Source organism: Salirhabdus euzebyi, from assembly GCF_014207435.1.
Taxonomy (GTDB): Bacteria; Bacillota; Bacilli; order Bacillales; family Alkalibacillaceae; genus Salirhabdus; species Salirhabdus euzebyi.
Genome location: NZ_JACHGH010000006.1, coordinates 58519 through 75780 on the forward strand (window position 1 = coordinate 58519; position 17262 = coordinate 75780).

General features: G+C 35.3%; 20 protein-coding genes. 11 read left to right on the top strand and 9 right to left on the bottom strand.

Translation table 11 applies throughout. From position 1 onward, the window contains the following. Nucleotides 1–12: 12 nt before the first annotated feature. Entirely contained in the window at nucleotides 13–1191 is a 1179-nt protein-coding gene (locus tag HNQ94_RS11085; RefSeq protein ID WP_174496646.1) for an MFS transporter, read from the bottom strand. A gap of 200 nt (nucleotides 1192–1391) precedes the next feature. On the opposite strand from HNQ94_RS11085, the gene cysK reads away from it, so the two are divergent. Beyond that, nucleotides 1392–2321: a cysteine synthase A gene (gene cysK / locus HNQ94_RS11090; protein WP_174496645.1), complete on the top strand. Its 930-nt coding sequence runs from the start codon at nucleotides 1392–1394 to the stop codon at nucleotides 2319–2321. Nucleotides 2322–2367: 46 nt separating this feature from the next. Here the strand turns inward: cysK and HNQ94_RS11095 are convergent, their stop codons facing one another. Next, nucleotides 2368–2562: a gamma-type small acid-soluble spore protein gene (locus HNQ94_RS11095; RefSeq protein WP_174496644.1), complete on the bottom strand. Its 195-nt coding sequence runs from the start codon at nucleotides 2560–2562 to the stop codon at nucleotides 2368–2370. A gap of 212 nt (nucleotides 2563–2774) precedes the next feature. On the opposite strand from HNQ94_RS11095, the gene HNQ94_RS11100 reads away from it, so the two are divergent. Further along, the gene (locus HNQ94_RS11100) at nucleotides 2775–3281 is read left to right on the top strand and encodes a PTS sugar transporter subunit IIA (RefSeq protein WP_174496643.1); all 507 of its coding nucleotides are present in this window, start codon (nucleotides 2775–2777) and stop codon (nucleotides 3279–3281) included. A gap of 39 nt (nucleotides 3282–3320) precedes the next feature. Here HNQ94_RS11100 and HNQ94_RS11105 read toward each other — a convergent pair whose 3' ends face one another. The 3 genes from HNQ94_RS11105 to HNQ94_RS11115 form a co-directional block, all read right to left on the bottom strand. Next, entirely contained in the window at nucleotides 3321–3692 is a 372-nt protein-coding gene (locus HNQ94_RS11105; protein ID WP_174496642.1) for a hypothetical protein, read from the bottom strand. A gap of 230 nt (nucleotides 3693–3922) precedes the next feature. Further along, a complete protein-coding gene (locus HNQ94_RS11110) occupies nucleotides 3923–4543 on the bottom strand; it encodes a YpmS family protein (RefSeq protein ID WP_174496641.1) in 621 nt (206 codons plus the stop codon). Between the two features lie 734 nt (nucleotides 4544–5277). Further along, nucleotides 5278–6168 carry an SGNH/GDSL hydrolase family protein gene (locus tag HNQ94_RS11115; RefSeq protein WP_174496640.1) on the bottom strand — a complete coding sequence of 297 codons (891 nt, stop codon included), beginning with the start codon at nucleotides 6166–6168 and terminating at the stop codon, nucleotides 5278–5280. Between the two features lie 457 nt (nucleotides 6169–6625). Between HNQ94_RS11115 and HNQ94_RS11120 the strand changes: the two genes are divergently transcribed. Genes HNQ94_RS11120 through HNQ94_RS11130 form a run of 3 tightly spaced genes read left to right on the top strand, consistent with a single transcriptional unit; the run spans nucleotide 6626 to nucleotide 8308 of the window. Then, nucleotides 6626–6949, top strand: a complete 324-nt coding sequence (locus tag HNQ94_RS11120; protein WP_174496639.1) for a PadR family transcriptional regulator — start codon at nucleotides 6626–6628, stop codon at nucleotides 6947–6949. Then, entirely contained in the window at nucleotides 6942–7493 is a 552-nt protein-coding gene (locus tag HNQ94_RS11125) for an HAAS signaling domain-containing protein (protein WP_174496638.1), read from the top strand. The genes HNQ94_RS11120 and HNQ94_RS11125 overlap by 8 nt, the downstream gene beginning before the upstream one ends. Beyond that, nucleotides 7493–8308, top strand: a complete 816-nt coding sequence (locus tag HNQ94_RS11130) for a DUF4097 family beta strand repeat-containing protein (RefSeq protein ID WP_174496637.1) — start codon at nucleotides 7493–7495, stop codon at nucleotides 8306–8308. The genes HNQ94_RS11125 and HNQ94_RS11130 overlap by 1 nt, the downstream gene beginning before the upstream one ends. Before the next feature lie 30 nt (nucleotides 8309–8338). Here HNQ94_RS11130 and HNQ94_RS11135 read toward each other — a convergent pair whose 3' ends face one another. After that, a complete protein-coding gene (locus tag HNQ94_RS11135) occupies nucleotides 8339–9259 on the bottom strand; it encodes an FtsZ/tubulin family protein (protein WP_174496636.1) in 921 nt (306 codons plus the stop codon). 292 nt (nucleotides 9260–9551) lie between these two features. Between HNQ94_RS11135 and HNQ94_RS11140 the strand changes: the two genes are divergently transcribed. The 3 genes from HNQ94_RS11140 to HNQ94_RS11150 all read left to right on the top strand — a co-directional run bounded on the left by HNQ94_RS11140 (nucleotide 9552) and on the right by HNQ94_RS11150 (nucleotide 10994). After that, a complete protein-coding gene (locus HNQ94_RS11140; protein ID WP_174496635.1) occupies nucleotides 9552–9752 on the top strand; it encodes a cold-shock protein in 201 nt (66 codons plus the stop codon). 69 nt (nucleotides 9753–9821) lie between these two features. After that, complete coding sequence (locus tag HNQ94_RS11145) at nucleotides 9822–10715, top strand: NAD(P)/FAD-dependent oxidoreductase (RefSeq protein ID WP_174496634.1); 894 nt, start codon at nucleotides 9822–9824, stop codon at nucleotides 10713–10715. A 72-nt stretch (nucleotides 10716–10787) separates the two neighbouring features. After that, complete coding sequence (locus HNQ94_RS11150) at nucleotides 10788–10994, top strand: DUF1657 domain-containing protein (RefSeq protein WP_174496633.1); 207 nt, start codon at nucleotides 10788–10790, stop codon at nucleotides 10992–10994. 33 nt (nucleotides 10995–11027) lie between these two features. Here HNQ94_RS11150 and HNQ94_RS11155 read toward each other — a convergent pair whose 3' ends face one another. Further along, nucleotides 11028–11381 (bottom strand): DUF4363 family protein, encoded by a 354-nt coding sequence (locus tag HNQ94_RS11155; RefSeq protein ID WP_174496632.1) that lies wholly within the window; start codon nucleotides 11379–11381, stop codon nucleotides 11028–11030. A gap of 83 nt (nucleotides 11382–11464) precedes the next feature. Here HNQ94_RS11155 and HNQ94_RS11160 point away from each other — a divergent pair, with 83 nt between their 5' ends. Beyond that, a complete protein-coding gene (locus HNQ94_RS11160; RefSeq protein ID WP_174496631.1) occupies nucleotides 11465–12325 on the top strand; it encodes a DUF421 domain-containing protein in 861 nt (286 codons plus the stop codon). Between the two features lie 30 nt (nucleotides 12326–12355). Here HNQ94_RS11160 and HNQ94_RS11165 read toward each other — a convergent pair whose 3' ends face one another. Next, nucleotides 12356–13897, bottom strand: a complete 1542-nt coding sequence (locus HNQ94_RS11165; RefSeq protein ID WP_246200016.1) for an FAD-dependent oxidoreductase — start codon at nucleotides 13895–13897, stop codon at nucleotides 12356–12358. Between the two features lie 112 nt (nucleotides 13898–14009). On the opposite strand from HNQ94_RS11165, the gene HNQ94_RS11170 reads away from it, so the two are divergent. Next, nucleotides 14010–15140: a glycerate kinase gene (locus tag HNQ94_RS11170; protein WP_174496630.1), complete on the top strand. Its 1131-nt coding sequence runs from the start codon at nucleotides 14010–14012 to the stop codon at nucleotides 15138–15140. A 32-nt stretch (nucleotides 15141–15172) separates the two neighbouring features. Here HNQ94_RS11170 and rarD read toward each other — a convergent pair whose 3' ends face one another. Further along, nucleotides 15173–16102, bottom strand: a complete 930-nt coding sequence (rarD, locus tag HNQ94_RS11175) for an EamA family transporter RarD (RefSeq protein WP_376697744.1) — start codon at nucleotides 16100–16102, stop codon at nucleotides 15173–15175. 155 nt (nucleotides 16103–16257) lie between these two features. On the opposite strand from rarD, the gene HNQ94_RS11180 reads away from it, so the two are divergent. Next, complete coding sequence (locus HNQ94_RS11180; protein WP_174496628.1) at nucleotides 16258–16917, top strand: DJ-1/PfpI family protein; 660 nt, start codon at nucleotides 16258–16260, stop codon at nucleotides 16915–16917. Nucleotides 16918–17262: the final 345 nt, after the last annotated feature.

Below are 17262 nucleotides of genomic sequence, written 5' to 3' on the forward strand. Positions count from 1 at the left end.
TTAATGGTAAGTTTAATTATATTGATTAATGACTTTAGGATGGCGTTGCATGGTTATGATTAATAAAAATCCACTCATTAATAACAAGCCACTAGTAATAAAGAACACCGAGGATATACCTAAATAACCAGCAATGATCCCACCTAAGGCAGGCCCTATTATATTACCTAAAAACCGAAGACTCATATTGTATCCGAGTACTTCTCCCTGTATAGATACGGGAGCTGCATGTCGTATATAAGCTGTTCTAACTGGTATAATTCCACCGATTGTAACACCTAATAAGAAGCGCAAAATAACTAGTTGCCAAATGTTTGTGACAAATGCCCCGGGGAAATACACAACAGCTGATAAAATTAATAAGGCTACTAATATCTTCTCATAACCTATTCGATCTGCAAGCCTTCCCCACCTTCTAGCCATTAACAAATTTCCTAAACCAGTAATAGAAAATGCTAAGCCGGAGAAGAAAGCTAAATTGACTGGACCATGGAGCTCCTCTACATATAGTGCTAAAATCGGTTGGATACTAAAATGAGCAATTTGTACAAACATTGATACAAACATGATCATGAGTAACATTGGGTGCCTGATGATGTGTTGGATTACTTCTTTTCTTGAGAATTTCATTTCTGTTTCTTCGTTTGTTTCCAGTTTGTACTCTTTAAGGCCTGCGAATACAAAAATAGCTGCAAGAATTAATGGAATGGAAGTTAATTGAAATGTTGCCGCAAAGCCAACATAGTCTGCTAAAACCCCACCAAAAAGTGGTCCTAATAAACTTCCAGATACACTTCCTGTCTGTAAAGTTCCAAGTACTCGCCCGGATAAATGTTTCGGTGTTTGAGTAGATATGAGTGCTTGAGAAGTGGAAATAAAGCCAGTGAAGATACCCATGAAAAATCGCAATATAAAAAGTTGCATGACAGAGGTTACAAAGCTCATCAAAAATACACTTACAGATAGACCGACAGCAGCAATCACTAAGAATTTTTTTCTGCCAAATTTATCACCAAATCTTCCCCATATAGGAGAAAATATAAAGGCTGTTACAAACGTTATAGCAAAAACCCAACCTGACCAATGTTGAACATACTGATCAGAAAAGTTTCCAAAAGAGTCAATATATAAGGATAAAAACGGAAGTACCATTGTCATACTTCCTGCTATAAAAAAATTAGCAAACCACATAATCGCCAAATTTCTCTTTGCTAGTTTTTCTTGATCGGTAATGATAAATCCCTTCCTTCTAAATACTTCGTGTTCCTAAATATATATAATAACGAAATAATTAAAAAAAAGAAACAAAAGTATCTTATTTCAGATTTGACGAAAAAATGCAAAGAATATGGTAAAATCATAATCAATTCTCTTGTAAAGGACGTGAAGGAATGAGGGTAGTAGACAATATTGCAGACCTAATAGGGAATACCCCATTAGTTAAGTTAAATAAAATTGGCCCCAAAAATGGAGCGGCCATTTACTTGAAATTAGAAATGTTTAATCCAAGTAAAAGTGTTAAAGATCGTGCAGCATATAACATGATAGTAAAGGCAGAGCAGGAGGGGTTATTACATAAAGGAGCTACAATTATTGAACCTACTAGCGGAAACACGGGGATAGGTTTAGCGATGAACGCAGCTGCTCGAGGTTATAGGGCGATTCTCGTTATGCCTGATACTGCAACCGAAGAACGTATTAAGCTAATGAAAGCTTACGGAGCAAAAATTGTTTTAACACCTGGAGCGGAAAAAATGCCAGGTGCAATTGAGAAAGCGAAGGAATTAGTAAATAAAACACCAAATAGCTTTATGCCCCTACAGTTTGACAACATAGCTAATTCAGACGCCCATCGTGGAACGACAGCAAAAGAAATCATAGATGCTATGGAGGAGATTGGTAAACCGTTGTCTGCATTTGTTGCAACAGCAGGTACAGGTGGAACAATTACCGGGACAGGTGAGGAATTGAAAAAGTATTTTAAAAATCTAAGCATACACGTCGTGGAGCCTGCTGGTTCCCCTGTCCTTTCAGGAGGAAAACCAGGTAAACATAAGCTAGTCGGAACTAGCCCAGGATTTATCCCAAATATTTTAAATCAACAGGTATATGATGAAATTTTTAAAATTAAGGATGAGGAGGCCTATGAAATAACAAGAAGGTTAGCTAAGGAAGAGGGAATATTAGTTGGAGCTTCCGCAGGTGCTTCTTGCTTTGCAGCAATAGAAGTAGCAAAAAGAAAAACTCCAGAGGAAGTCGTTGTTGCTATTGCTCCTGACACAGGGGAAAGGTATTTAACTGGAGATTTATTTGAAAAATAAAAGAAGCAAAGGGAAATTGCTTAAAGTTCCCTTTGCTTCTTTTTTATTAAAAGTTATGCTGATTATTTATTTCATTCTGAACTTCTTCTATATTCGTGTTACTATATTTTGCCGTATCCCTACCACCAGTCGTTTTGGCAATAAGCTCTTTTGCCTCATTGTAAGAAAGTCCAGATTGGGCATTTTTTTCTTTTACGTCATTTATATTTGTACCTACACGTGTGAAATGGTTGTCACTCACTTTTAACCCTCCTTCATATCAAACATAAAAAGACGGTGCAGTCGTCATAAGATACAACAAGACGCTAGGACCCCGTCTCCTTTATAGGTTTTCCTAAAGGGAGTAGTTAAAACAAAGTTTCTCGTTCTAAGCCCGGAATAAAATAGGGCAAGAAAACAAAAATTAATAATTACATCCTTGAAATTAGCAAAAGGTTTATTAGGAGGTAAGAAATGCTCCAAAAATGGTTTGGGAAAGAGGCGTCTAAGTTAACAAAAACAGAAACGATCATTGCTCCGATTTCAGGAGATTTAATACCCATTGAAAAGGTTCCAGATCCAACTTTTTCAGAAAAACTAATTGGAGAAGGGGTTGCGATAAAACCAAATGAAGGGGAAGTTGTTTCACCAATTGATGGAGAAGTTATCCAACTCTTCCCAACAAAACATGCTATTGCCTTAAGGGGTAACTCGGGTGTGGAATTGTTAATTCATATTGGCTTGGGTACGGTTAATTTGAATGGGGAAAGCTTTCATTCCTTTGTAACGCAAGGGCAAAAGGTATCTGTTGGAGATAAACTTTTATCATTTAACTTAAATTTAATTAATCAAAAGGTACAAAGTTCATTAACTCCAACAATTATTACGAATTATTCCATTGTGGATACACTAGAGATAGCGGACCGTAAGGAAGTAAAGGGCGGGGAAACGGAAATAATGCAAATACACATAAACCAATAAAAAAACCTTCCAAGCAGGAAGGTTTTTTACATATAACCATTATTTTGATTCTTTAATTTTTAAAACGACTCCTACTACTAAGACAAATGATGCAACAAGTGCTAAGTAAAGACCAGTTCCGGCAGCATTAATTGTTTCTCCGAATAAACTCTCGGATTTAGAAGATAGGAAATAAAATAAAAATACAACAGAAATAATAGACGTTGCCAAGCCTGCAATTGCGTTAATTGGTTTGTTGGCAAAAGCTACATATAAAGGATAAGCAAAAAGAATAAGTACTAAATACCCTTCTTGTTGAAATCCACTTACTGAAAAGATTCCAAGGTCAACCCATGGTAAGAATAATGAAATGATTAGTGCAATACCAGCGATTACAATTACGCTACCGCCTTTTCCCCACTTTTGTAACATAAATATCTCTCCCTTTAGTAAATTTATGTAGTTGAACATTACTATTGTAATCGATAATGATTAATTTTCCTATAAAAAATTGAAAGAAATTGTCGAAATGCCAAAAGCTTGGGAATATTGAGACTATTTAACAATAAAACATAGATAAACGAAAATGATAAATTATATGAGGAAAGGTAAGGAATCTTATTCACATATACAAATAAAAAGAAGGGATAATCCCTCCTTTTTTAAAATGGATAATTAAAATGAAATGCTTTATTTGGAACAGTTAGTTTAAAAGATAGGCGATTTCTTTTTAGATTGAATGACTCAACAGCTACATTAAAATTACTTCTAATTTTCATTTCGGTTACGGCAGCATAGATACTCTCATCTCCTGGGTTTACGATCACCCATTCAGGCATAGGATAGTTCTTCTTTACGTAATCTAGTACTTTTTTATTTGGTAACTCCAGTCTTCCTAATGTAATGGACTGAAGTTTTAAGTTTAAATCACCATTTTCTTGAACTTCTGGAGTAAAACTTGCTGTAAGTGGTATGTCTTTTTCAAACGCAAGAATAGTGCCAATAAGCTTGACACTGTCATCTATCGATATAGCATAATCAATATCAGTGTGCTCAGAAAGTTCTTCTAGATAAGTATTAATTAGTCGGTTTAAATTTTGTTTTGTGGAAGATATAGTGAATTCAGCTTGCCCTTTATCGATATTTTCTTTTGATTCGATTTTTTCTCCTGCTAATGGTAGGAATATGAGTAACAGAAGCCAGATAATAACAACGGCATTAATGCCCATTAAGCCAAAGAATAAAGCCTTCCATTTATTTTTTATCTTTATTTTTTCAAACATATTTATCCCCAATTCACTTTTTTTAAGTATCATTTTGTATAAATTGTCGTCATTGCATCACAGTTGATAGTAAATCTGACGTAACTAATAAGTGCGAATCAAACTACTTCGGAAATACACTACGCTTACCGCTTGCTCCCACTTGAGCCTCCTCACTCGCAAAGAACGCTCGTTATGGGGTCTTAACCTCTTCGCTGTCCTACGTGTATTTCCTTCGCTATGAATGTGCGCAGTATTCTATCCTAATTAATTAGAGAGAAAGACTATTGAAAATATATATATAGGTAATAAGAAATCTTCATGCAATTTTTTAAGGTTGTACTTGGTGGTCTTATTACTACTCTTTAATCAAATAGCCATTAATAGCGTAGGCTGAATACTTCGAGAACCTTAGGGTTCCTAGTGAGCCTCCTCGACCTCGTCTTTGGGTTCTTAATTTAGGTCACTAATCCCGCAGGAGTCCCCGTATTCTGCCTACGCTGATATAGATTTTTCTGATTAAGTTTGACACGTGAGATCATTATGTTTTGGGAATTCTTCGCGTTTCTACAAACCACTTAATTAAGCTGCGGAAACATGCGATACTCCTATGGGAGAGGCAAGAGTCTAAAGGCCCCGCAGTGAGCGCTCTTGGCTTGTGAGGAGGTTGAAGCCTTGCCCATGGAAAGCGAGTATTTTTCCGCGGTGACGGACTACCACTCATCTTGTACAGGATCGGTTTCAAAAATCTCTTTTTAATTGCTGACCCTGCGATAGGTTGATGTGATGTATTCCATTACTCGATCAGCTATTTTTTCGTAGCCTAAGGCATTTGGATGAAAATTATCAGCTGAAAATAAGTGGTCTTCTGTATTTTGAAACACATCTTTAATTGGAATGAAAGTAGCGTTATGATCAGCTTCAATTACTCTTCTACCTCTTGTGTTCCAATCATTAACAATGATATCAAGTTCTGGGATGTCCCCAAAATATTGAGCGAATGGGTTAAACAGACCAACTAAATAAATATGTGCTGACGGGTTCATCCTTCTAATATAGTTCATAATTGCCTCTAATCGATTTTGATAGTGATCAAGCTCCGAGGAAAAATCATCATAACTCAGAGAGAGGAAGTTCTCTTTGACAATCTTCATAATGTCATTTGCACCTATCGTTATTAAAACTAAATCTGCCTCTTTTATCGAATGATTAATTTCCTCTTCTTCCAACCTAATAAGTAATTGATCCGTACGGTTTCCCTTTTTCCCATAATTACTTACTGTTATTGGTATATCATTAGCTGAATCAATGCGTCTTTCCAAAATGCCTACAAAACCACCGCTCTTTGTTTCATCACCGATACCTTCTGTTAATGAATCCCCTATTGCAACTATGTTCATTTCCTCTTTAGAAAGAAACTCAATTGCTTTTTCTACTACATCTGTAACAGTTTGTGAAATTTTTTCAGAAATCGATGGTGAATTTTTATCGGGATTTGGTACTTCTTCTCTTTCTGGTTCAGGTAGTTCGTCTTGTTCTATACTAACATCTTGCTCTGTAGCTGGAATATCTTTTATGAGGAAAATAAAAAACAACCCACCTAAAAGGAGTAGAGTACAAGCAGTAATCATAATTCCTTTATTCATTTTATTTCACACCTGTCAATTTATCTGTAATCCTTATTAAAAATCAATTCCCCATTATGCAAGTTTAAAAACCGATGTCTGAGCTCTAATAAAAAAATATATAAAGGTAAACGTATTTTTCGTGACCTATATTTAACATATGCAGATTAAGTTAAATATAAAGGTTTTTCATTGGAATAAATAGAGAAATTTACAGAGAAAAACCACACCCTGGAATTTTCACTTCCTAAACCATGCTAAATAATGAGGGCATTTCAGTCTATAGACGGATTAAAACAGCGTTGTTCTATGTAAAAATAAGTCTCGGGTAAAAAATTCCAAAATATTATAATCAGTATCTTGCAATATTCAGTAGTGTATATTATTATATACTCATAGGTAACGATAGTCCTAATTTTTTTGCAGTAGTACTAAACAATATCTAGTAGTGATTGATAAATAGTAGGAGTGAAATGAAATGAATGTACAATTTAAGAAAGGTGTTTTAGAGCTTTGTGTGCTTGTACTAATTTCTAGTCGTGATCAATATGGGTATGAGTTAGCACAAAACATTTCTAAACGAATTAATGTCGCAGAAGGATCACTTTATCCATTACTCAGACGATTAACAAAGGAAGATTATTGTACGACTTATTTGGCGGAATCAACTGAGGGACCATCTAGAAAATATTATACCTTAACAAATAAGGGCGAAGAGTATATGAACGAGCTTATTCGTGATTGGAAGGAATTTAGTAAGGGTGTAAGTGAATTAATTGAGGAGGCAACTGAAAATGAATAAACAATTATTTTTAAAAGAGTTAGAACGGCAGCTAGCAAAAGTTCCTGAGTATGATCGCAAAGAAATGATTTATGACTTTGAGGAGCATTTTGAACTTGGAGAAGCAGAAGGAAAGACAGAAGAAGAAATAGTAAAAGATTTAGGGAGTCCTAGAGTGATTGCTAAGGATTTACTAATCGATTACCGTGTTACCCAGGCAGAAACGGATAAGTCAGTTAAAAACATTTCACAGGCAGTTATTGCAACAATCGGGCTTAGTTTTTTTAACCTAATCATTATGCTTGGACCTATTGTAGCAATTATTGGAGTATATGTAGGGCTATCAGCTGCTGCAATTGCACTTACTTTATCGCCATTTGCTTGGATTGTTTCCTTATTTTTTGATTCAAGTAATGCTTTATTAGGTTTCTTTGTATCGATAACAGTAAGTAGCCTTGGTGTGTTGTTTAGTGTCGGAATGATCTATGTAGGAAAATTTTTATATCATATCATTTTAAAATATGTGAAATTCAATATTAGAATTATTAAAGGGGGAAATGCGTAATGAAAAAGGTAGTAATAGGCGCTCTTATCGTACTTATTATAGGAATAATTGGTACTGTATCATTGGGAGGGAGTATTTTTGCTCTAGGGCCAAAAGTTGATATTAATGAACGTCAATCATTTGATGCAGAAGAAATAGAAAGTGTAAAAATTAAATCCAATGTTGGGGATGTTCGTATTTTCGAAAGTGATAGTAATGAAATAGAAGTTCATATTCACGGTGAAGTTTCAAAACAAAACGAAAACAAAAGTACATTCGAGATTACACAAGAGGGTAATACTCTACAGGTAACTTCAGATATACATTCGAAACAGTTTTTTTCCATACCATTTATCAATTTTAATATGAATGATAAACAATACATTGATGTAAGTATACCTAAAGGTTTATTAAGTTATGTTGAAGTGGAATCAGATGTAGGTAAAATAGACATTGAAGAAATAGAAGTAACAGAGCTTTTCGTTTCAAATGATGTTGGGGAAGTTGGAATAGATAAGTTTGTAGGAGAAAAAGCAACAATTAGAACAAATGTAGGTAAGGTAAATGTGAAAAGTGCAGTCGGAAAAATAGAGATTGAATCAGATACAGGTGAAGTTGAATTAACTATGGAAGCCATCACAGAGGATGTAAATATTAAATCGGATATTGGAGAAGTTGTTGTTAATGTGAAGGAACTTTCAGAAAGCCTAGTGTTGGATTTGGATAGTGATATAGGTGACATTGACGTTAATGGCCCCTTTGTTACAAACGGTAACGGTCCAGGACCTACTTTAAAAGTTAGAACGGATATTGGTGAAATTGAAGTTAATCATTAAGAAAGAGCCCCCAAAAGGGGCTTTTTCCATTTATAAATGCAGTTTATCTTCTTTTTCTATGGAGTTTCCGTGTTCTTTATTATTTTCTTTTGGTTGGGTAAATATTTTTAAATTTTTACTTTTTTGCAAAATGATATCCCATTTCCTTCTTAACCAAAGTGGTGGAGTGGGGATCCTCTTTAAGTCATCCGGCTGTGGAAATGGATCATCTATTCCATTCACTAATAGAGTGATTTTAAAGCGATTACCAGGCTCATCCATAAAATAGGTACCTAATTTAACAAGATCTGCTTTGTTGAATAAATCGTTCAAACGGAGGTTAATATGTCTAAAGGCATCCATGCCAACTTCTTGTGTATAACCAATATTTAAGATCATTTGTTTCCCGTCTGTAAAATTTTCTGGTAAATAAGGTGCTGATATTAAATATTTTAACGGTTCATCAAATGAATCACCTTCTATTGTATGTAAAAATAGAGGGCCTTTCTTTTCTTTTACGAAAGTTCGAATATCATGGACATCAATGTTCATTTCACCAGGAATTGCGACCATTTCTTCGAGTGCTTTAATGGCTATTTCTTCAAATGAACCGAAAATGCGATTTGCTTCGACTACTGTTGTGGTAGAGTCAATCATATCCATCATGCCATCACCATGAAAGAAAATAATCGCGTCACAAAGTTCTTTCATTCGAAAGTATTGTGTGATAGCTGTTTGCAAACGCTTTTTTCCCTCAAAACGAAATGGAAAACGAAATACACCTAAAAGAAGAGCCTTCTTTTCTTTCAAGGTGTTCAGTTGTTGAATAAGTTCATCCGTTTCTTTAAGATTGCCTCCAACAAACCGGTAAAAGCAAATGTCATCCTTATCCATACTATTTAGTTGTTGGTTCCATTTCACTTTGAATTCGGAGTGTTTCACATTATAAACAGTAATTGAATCATTCATCATACAAATTCACCACTTCATGCTTTTCTTCAGTATATAGGACAAGTTCTGAAAAATTTGTCATCGGTTGTCATGCAAATATGTCTTGTTTTAGTGGTTTTGTTGGAAAAAACAATATTTATGTCTAATGGCTATTTTTTCATAGGGTGTTATATGCTTGAATTTGGTAAACTTTGCTATAATTAAAAACAATTTTTAACGGATTATTTGAATGTGTTTCTTTGTTTAGCACATATTATAAATGTAGTGATACATGGAAGTATCACCTAGCAAAAAGGATTCAGGAGGATTTCAAATGGCAACTGGAACGGTAAAATGGTTTAACTCAGAAAAAGGATTTGGCTTCATTGAAGTGGAAGGTTCTGAAGATGTATTTGTTCACTATTCTGCAATTCAAGGTGACGGGTTCAAAACTTTAGATGAAGGACAAACCGTTACTTTTGATATTGAAGATGGTCAAAAAGGACCACAAGCTGCCAATGTACAAAAAGGCTAATGAAAATGTTAAGGTTCTAACGATTTAATCGTTAGAACCTTTTCCTTTCTTAGAAAGGAGGAGAGCATGATGGTTTATGATTGCGTTATAGTTGGTGGGGGCATTGCTGGGTTACAAGCTGCAATCCAATTAGGGCGATATAAACACCATACATTAGTAATTGATTCTAATGATGGAAGATCAGTGATATGCCGAAGCTACCACAATATATTGGGATACCCAGATGGTGTTAGTGGGCAACATTTACGATCTGTTGGAAAACAACATGCTGAAAAATTTGGAGTGGAATTTGCAAACGATAAAATTTTGAAGGTCAAAAGGCAGAAGGAAACTTTTATCTTATCTTCTCAAAATGAAAGAGAATATGTAACAAAACGGCTCTTAATAGCCACTGGCGTTATGGATAGAATTCCTCCATTTAACAGCCTTTATCTATGCTTAGGTAAATCTGTTTATGTTTGCCCGGATTGTGATGGATATGAAGTGAAAGATAAAAAAACAATTGTCATGGGCTCAGGTAATTCAGGTGCAAACATGGCATTAACACTTTCCTATTGGACGCAAGATATTATCTTTATAAATCATGAACAAAAAACAATATCAGATGATGTTAAAAAGAAATTAAAGGAAAAGAATATTTCTTTCCTTAATGAAGAAATAATGGAAGTAATGGCCGAAGGGGAATACTTCAATGGGGTTAGATTGAAAAATAATGAAGTAGTACATGGTGACAGAGGGTTTATTGCATTTGGCGGAAATGAGGTTCGATCGGAAATAGGTCATCAACTAGGTTTAGAAAGGTTGGAAAACAAACATATTGTCGTGGATCCAAGAACGAAAATGACCAATGTTCCAAACGTATGGGCAGCAGGAGATGTCGTTGCGCATTCAGAGCAGGTTACTATAGCGATGGGGGAAGGTTCGCAAGCAGCAATATGGATACACAAAAGTCTAATCCAATAACAATATTCACCATAAATAAGTCTGCAGATAGTACAGATAATAATGTTGTAACAAAAGAAAGGGGTGAATACGATGACTGTATCTGCACAAGTAAAACAAGCAGTTGCTGGTCTAAAAAGTGCACAAGCAAGTTTCGAACAGTTTGCTTTACAAACACAAGATAAAAATGCAAAGCAACTATACGATAACGCTGCACAACAAACAATGTCTTTAGTACAATCCTTAGAGCCCCGTGTCAAACAAATTGAACAGGAAGAGCCTCAATATAAAGGTTTTTAATGTAAAGAGGGTGGCGAAATGCCACCCTCTTTCTTAATTGGATCGAAAAATGTTGTTTAAGTAGGCCCTAATCGTTGCCACTTCTTTTGTAATATTACTTTTTGTTTCATCTTCTATAGCTGCCCTTAGTTGTTCAATTTCTATCTTCATTTGCTCATATGAATTTTCTTCACCTAACATTTGCATCTTCCAAAGGTGTTTATCGTATTTTTTGTTTAAGCTATCCACTTCTTTACTAGCTTGTTGCCAGTCGTTAATCTTAACGGAAGATTTTATTTGATCTAAGGATTGTTCTATGTCCTTTTTGGTATCATCAGTTGGTGCGCAGCTTGCTAAAAGAATCAAAAGGATGGAAAAAGTAACGAATTTTTTTAACTTATTGAGCAACGTTATTCGTCCCCTTCTTTTTATCATTTGCTTATATTTTCTCTAATTTAGGAAAAAGTATGTATGAATGGGAGGTAATAATAATGCCAGATTTATTATTAATATTTATAAGGTCATTAATTGCTTTTGTTGTTTTGTTGACACTTGCCAGAATTATGGGAAAAAGACAAATATCCCAATTTACATTCTTTGATTATGTAGTAGGCATTACCGTTGGTAGTATAGCAGCTACACTTGCTATAAATGAAAAAGTGACAATCGCAATTGGTGTTGCTGGTTTAATATATTGGACACTTTTTCAACTCATTGTCAACTACATATCTCTAGGTTCTTTTCGGTTTCGTGATGCAGTGGAGGGTAGTCCCACCGTGTTAGTTGAAAATGGGAAAGTGCTAGAGGATAATTTGAGAAAAGTTCGGTTTACTTTTGATGATTTAATGACGAAATTAAGAGAAAAGAATGCTTTTAAGTTATCAGATGTAGAAGCTGCGGTTTTAGAAACGAACGGAAAAGTTAGTGTAATGATGAAGGCTGGAAATCAACCGATTACCCCGCAAACCTTAGGGCTTCTCGTGGAAGAAGAACGTCTACCACAGTTAGTTATAGTAGATGGTCAACTGATCGAGCAAAAATTAAAACATTATGGATATACAAAAGAATGGCTTCAAGGAGAAATCCAAAAACAAGGAGCACAAAATTTCTCCGACGTATTTTTGGCTCAAGTAGATTCAAAAGGAAATGTTTATGTTGATTTGTTTGTTGATGATACAGATGATTCCCAAATTCAACAGAAACCATTGTTAGCTGCACAGTTAAGAAAAATACAAGCAGATTTAGAAGGGTTTGCTTTACAAACAAAGGATCAAAACACTAAACAATTATATTACGACCAATCGCAAAAACTACAAAAATTGATTAGTGAGTTAAATCCATTATTAAAATAAGAAAGCTGGCCAATAGCCAGCTTTCTTATTTTAGTTAGAGTTTAGTTTATCTAGTGGTTTTGTAGCGGGACCTTCTAGCACATCTCCATCAATGGAAAATCTAGAACCATGACATGGACAATCCCAACTATGCTCACCATTATTCCATTCTAATTCACACTTCATATGGGTACAGGTTGTATCTACTATATGAAATTCCCCTGCTTCATCTTTATATGCTCCTGCACGTTTTCCATTAATTTTAACGACTGCACCTTCTCCTTCAGAAAGGTCATCCAAGCTTTTCGATTGTCCTTCCACTTTTCCTTTAATAAAATGTCCTGCAACATCCATGTTTTGGCTCATAAATTTACGGAAATCGGGATCTGCATCAAATCTAGAAGGACTAAAAAGTTCTTGGGCTGGGTTGTCTCTTTTTAAAACAAGATCCGTTAATAATCTTGCTGCTGCAGTACTGCTTGACATTCCCCATTTTTTATACCCAGTTGCAATTAAAATACTCGGATCATTGGAAGTGATTCGTCCTATATAAGGAACCTTATCAAGCGTATAAATATCTTGTGCGGACCATCTATACAAGAACTCTTCAATCCCAACGGTTTGGCGAGCAAAGTTTTCTAATGCTTGATAATGCTTCATCGTATCCGTACTATGTCCGGTTTTATGCCCCTCTCCTCCAACTAGAACAATGTTTTCTCCGTCCATTTTTGCATAGCGAAGAGAGCGAGTAGGTTGATCGGCACTTAAATACATACCTCCTGGATATTCATCCCTTGCTTTTACTGCAATAAGATAGGACCTCTCCTGATAAAGGCGGGCAAAATGCATGCCTTTTTTATCATAGAAAGGGAAGTGAGAACATACAAGTACAAAATCGCTCGTAACCTTATATCCATCACGTGTTACAACCTTTGATTTTGCTGCTTCTTCAATAGTGTCCGCTGTTGTATTCTCATAGATCTTTCCACCATTCTCTACAAAGGAAGAAGCTAAATGCTTCAAATATTTGAGTGGATGGAACTGGGCTTGATTTTTCATGGCTAAAGCACCCTGAATAGTGATGTTAAAAGGAATTTTATCTAAAAATTCTCCTTTTATTCCTAAGCGTTCATATGCCCGGTACTCTTTTTCAAGTTTTTGCATGGAGTCATCTGATGTGGCATAAATAATAGCATCCTGCTCTTCGAAATCACAATCAATATTATTTTCTTTTACAATGTTTTCAATAAATTCTTTTGCTTCCATGTTCGCCACATAGTAAGTTCTAGCCTTTTCTAAACCAAAATGTCCAATAAGCTCATCATAAATGATATCGTGTTGGGCAGTAATTTTTGCGGTTGTATGCCCGGTGGTGCCATTCAAAATTTCTCCGCCTTCTAGCAAAACAACTTGAAGTCCTTCCTTTTGCAATAAGTATGCTGTCGTAATACCAGTAATTCCACCACCAACAATCGTAACATCTGCATCTATATCTTGTTTAAGCGCTTCAAAAGAAGGTAAAGTGACCGAATCTCTCCAATAAGATTCGGGGGCTGTTGGCATTGAATCTTTCGTAAATTTTTCTTGATCCATGGATATATCCTCCTAATACATATTGATAATACTAATTTTTCCTATAAGAAGGATTAAATACTAATGATGGGTAAATAGTTGATAATGAATATAAATTCTAAGGGGTAAAAAAATGAAAATAGTTATTGCACCTGATTCTTTTAAAGGGAGTCTCTCTGCAAAAGAAGTTTGTGAAGTGATGAAAAGGAGCTGCCATGACGTTTTTCCTGATGCACATGTAACATTAGTTCCGCTTGCTGATGGGGGAGAAGGAACAATAGATGCTTTTGTGCATGGGGAAGATGGTAAAGTGAAACAAACAAATTGCATTGGTCCGCTAGGAGAAGGAATATCAACGACTTTTGGCATCCTAGAAGAAAGTACGGCAGTTATAGAGGTAGCTAAAATAGCGGGATTAACGCTAGTGCCCAACGATAAAAGGAATCCATACCTTACAACGACTTTTGGTGTTGGGCAGTTAATAAATCAGTTGATGAACGACGGCTATAAGAAAATAATTATAGGCTTAGGTGGTAGTGCAACTAATGATGGTGGTTTAGGAATGTTACACGCTTTAGGTGCAAAATTTTATGATGCTCACCAACAGGAAGTGGGAATCTTTGGGGAGGATTTACTAAAGGTTAAACGAGCAGACATTTCTTCTCTTGACCCACGTCTTCACAATATAGAAATCATTGTTGCCTGTGATGTTCATAACACTTTATGTGGCAAGGATGGAGCAAGTGTGATATATGGACCGCAAAAAGGCGCCAATCCAAAACAAATAGAGAAATTAGATAAGGCACTTTGGAATTATGCAAATGTGATGGAGGAGCAGGTGAATAAAGACTTACGCCATTTACCAGGAGCTGGGGCCGCTGGTGGATTAGGATTTGCCCTTTTGTCGATTGGCGCTCAATTACAATCCGGAGCAACATTAGTTGCTGAGGTAATGGGGTTAAGAAAGGAGTTAGTTGATGCTGATTTCGTTTTAACAGGAGAAGGACAAAGTGATTACCAAACTCTTTATGGAAAGGGACCAGCATATGTGGCAAAGCTTGCTACAGAACAAGGTGTACCTACCATCCTAATTTCTGGTAGTGTGCAAGAAGAGGAAAAACTAAGAGAACTTTTTACTGGTTGTTTTTCCATCATGATGCAGCCAATTACGTTGACGGAAAGTATGGAGAATGCGGGGGAATTGCTTTTTAGACAAACGAAAAATGTAATCAGTTTCATGAAAAGATTAAAAGAAAAACCGTAGCCTCAATATGTTGTTAGACTACGGTTACGATATTACATAGATTTTCTTTTCCTCAAGATTTTTGGCTCTAACCGTGTGAAAAGTTTTGTGCGCGATAAACTGTAAACAGCACATGCTATCCAGATTAACGTAAAAGATGTAAGGTGCACGCTAGTAAACGGCTCATGGTAAAGTAAGACGCCAAGAATCAACATGATAGTGGGAGTAATGTATTGTAAAAAACCTAACAAGGATAAAGGAATTCTAGCAGCCCCACCTGCAAATAACAGCAATGGAATGGCTGTTACAGCGCCTGCTAAAAGAAGTAAACCACTTTCCATGTTAAATAGTTGTATAGAAGACCAACTGCCAAAATGTGTGTTTAGTAAAAATAACAGTGCGATAGGTGTTACTAGCATCGTCTCAATAGTAAGTCCATACATCGCTTTAATGGGAAACAACTTTTTTAACAGTCCATATAAGCCAAAGCTAGTCGCTAATACTAAGGATACCCAAGGGACTGAACCGAAGTTTATCGTCATATTGAGGACACCTAAAAAAGCGATGAAGGCGGCCATTAACTGCCAAAAGGATAGCTTTTCCTTTAGTACGATAACACCTAACAAAATACTTACTAATGGATTAATATAATAGCCTAAGCTAGCATCCACTACATGATTACTATTGACTGCCCAAATAAATATGAGCCAATTTAAACTTATAACAATGGAAGCCAAAGTAATGCCTATCAACCTTTTTTTATTTTTAATAAGCCTTCTACATTCCTCCAAAAAAGGGTACCAATTCTTACTAACAAAAAGAATGATCATCATAAAAGCAAACGACCAAATGATACGATGTGCCAATATTTCACTTGCTGTAACACCCTCAATTAGCTTCCAATAAATCGGCAAGAATCCCCAAAGCAAATAAGCACTAGCTGTATATATGATGCCAAGTTTAAAATCCTCGACTTTCATCATTTAACCTCGTTTCTGTTCAGAGCTTAGAACATCTATTATATAGGATAAAGGACGGCACAAGGAAAAAATACGCTTATAAAATTTAGTGAAAAATTGAAAAAATATGGTAAAATAGGTAAATATATTTAAATTCTTTAGAATTTGAGGGGAATATGGTGGATAAAAGTAAAAAAGTTGGGATTTTACTTTATGATGATGTTAACCATCGAGATGTGGCTAATGTGGGGGATGTTTTTTCTTTAGTTGCAAGCTCGGAGTTAGAGAAGTCGTTGGCGTTATATAAAAGAGGCCTACCTAGAAAGAAGTTGTTTCAACTCGTAACAGTTTCAGAAAAAGGTTCTTCTGTCATGACACAATCTGGTTTTTGGCTACAACCTATGTATTCCTTCGCAAATGCTCCAGAGCTAGACATAATTATTATTCCAGGTGGAACCTTGGGTGCAATCAATACAATAATACACAATAGCATAACGGTTAATTGGCTTAAGAAATATAGTTATGTGGAAAATGTAGGTTCTATTGGTTTGGGTACGGTTTTGTTGGCTGAAGCTGGACTACTAAACAAAAGAAAAGCTGTGGTACAAAGCATTTCTAAAAATACAATGCAAAGTATGTATCCGGATGTGGATTTCGTTGTAAACAGTAACCTAGTAGAAGATGGAAACATCATAACAGCTTCCGGGTTTGAGGCAGGAAAAAATATTGCATTACATATAATTAAAAAGATATACGGAGAGAACGTCGAGAGGTTCACACAAAAGAATGTGGAGCAAGGTTCTTTAGTGAAGGAATATATTGACAGTCAAATCTATTAAAGGTATTGTTGATTTGTTAGGAAATTATTGTTAAAGGGGGTATTTATCGTGAGTCTATTAAAACTAAATTCAGATCAGAAAATCCGGTATACGTACCTTCTATATAATAATGCATGATTTATATTGCTAATATATATTTTTAAACATATAGTCATAGGATGTGTATATTCACTCATTCTATGGCTTTTTTCATACTTTTTAAAAGATTTATAAGGTATCACTACTTCATCCTAACATCTGAATCTGAATTCTTCATTTTTGTGTAGTTAAAATTGAAGAGGGTGGAGAGCATACATTTTCGATATTTCCATAAAAATATAAAATTAAGAATTATATATTCTACAA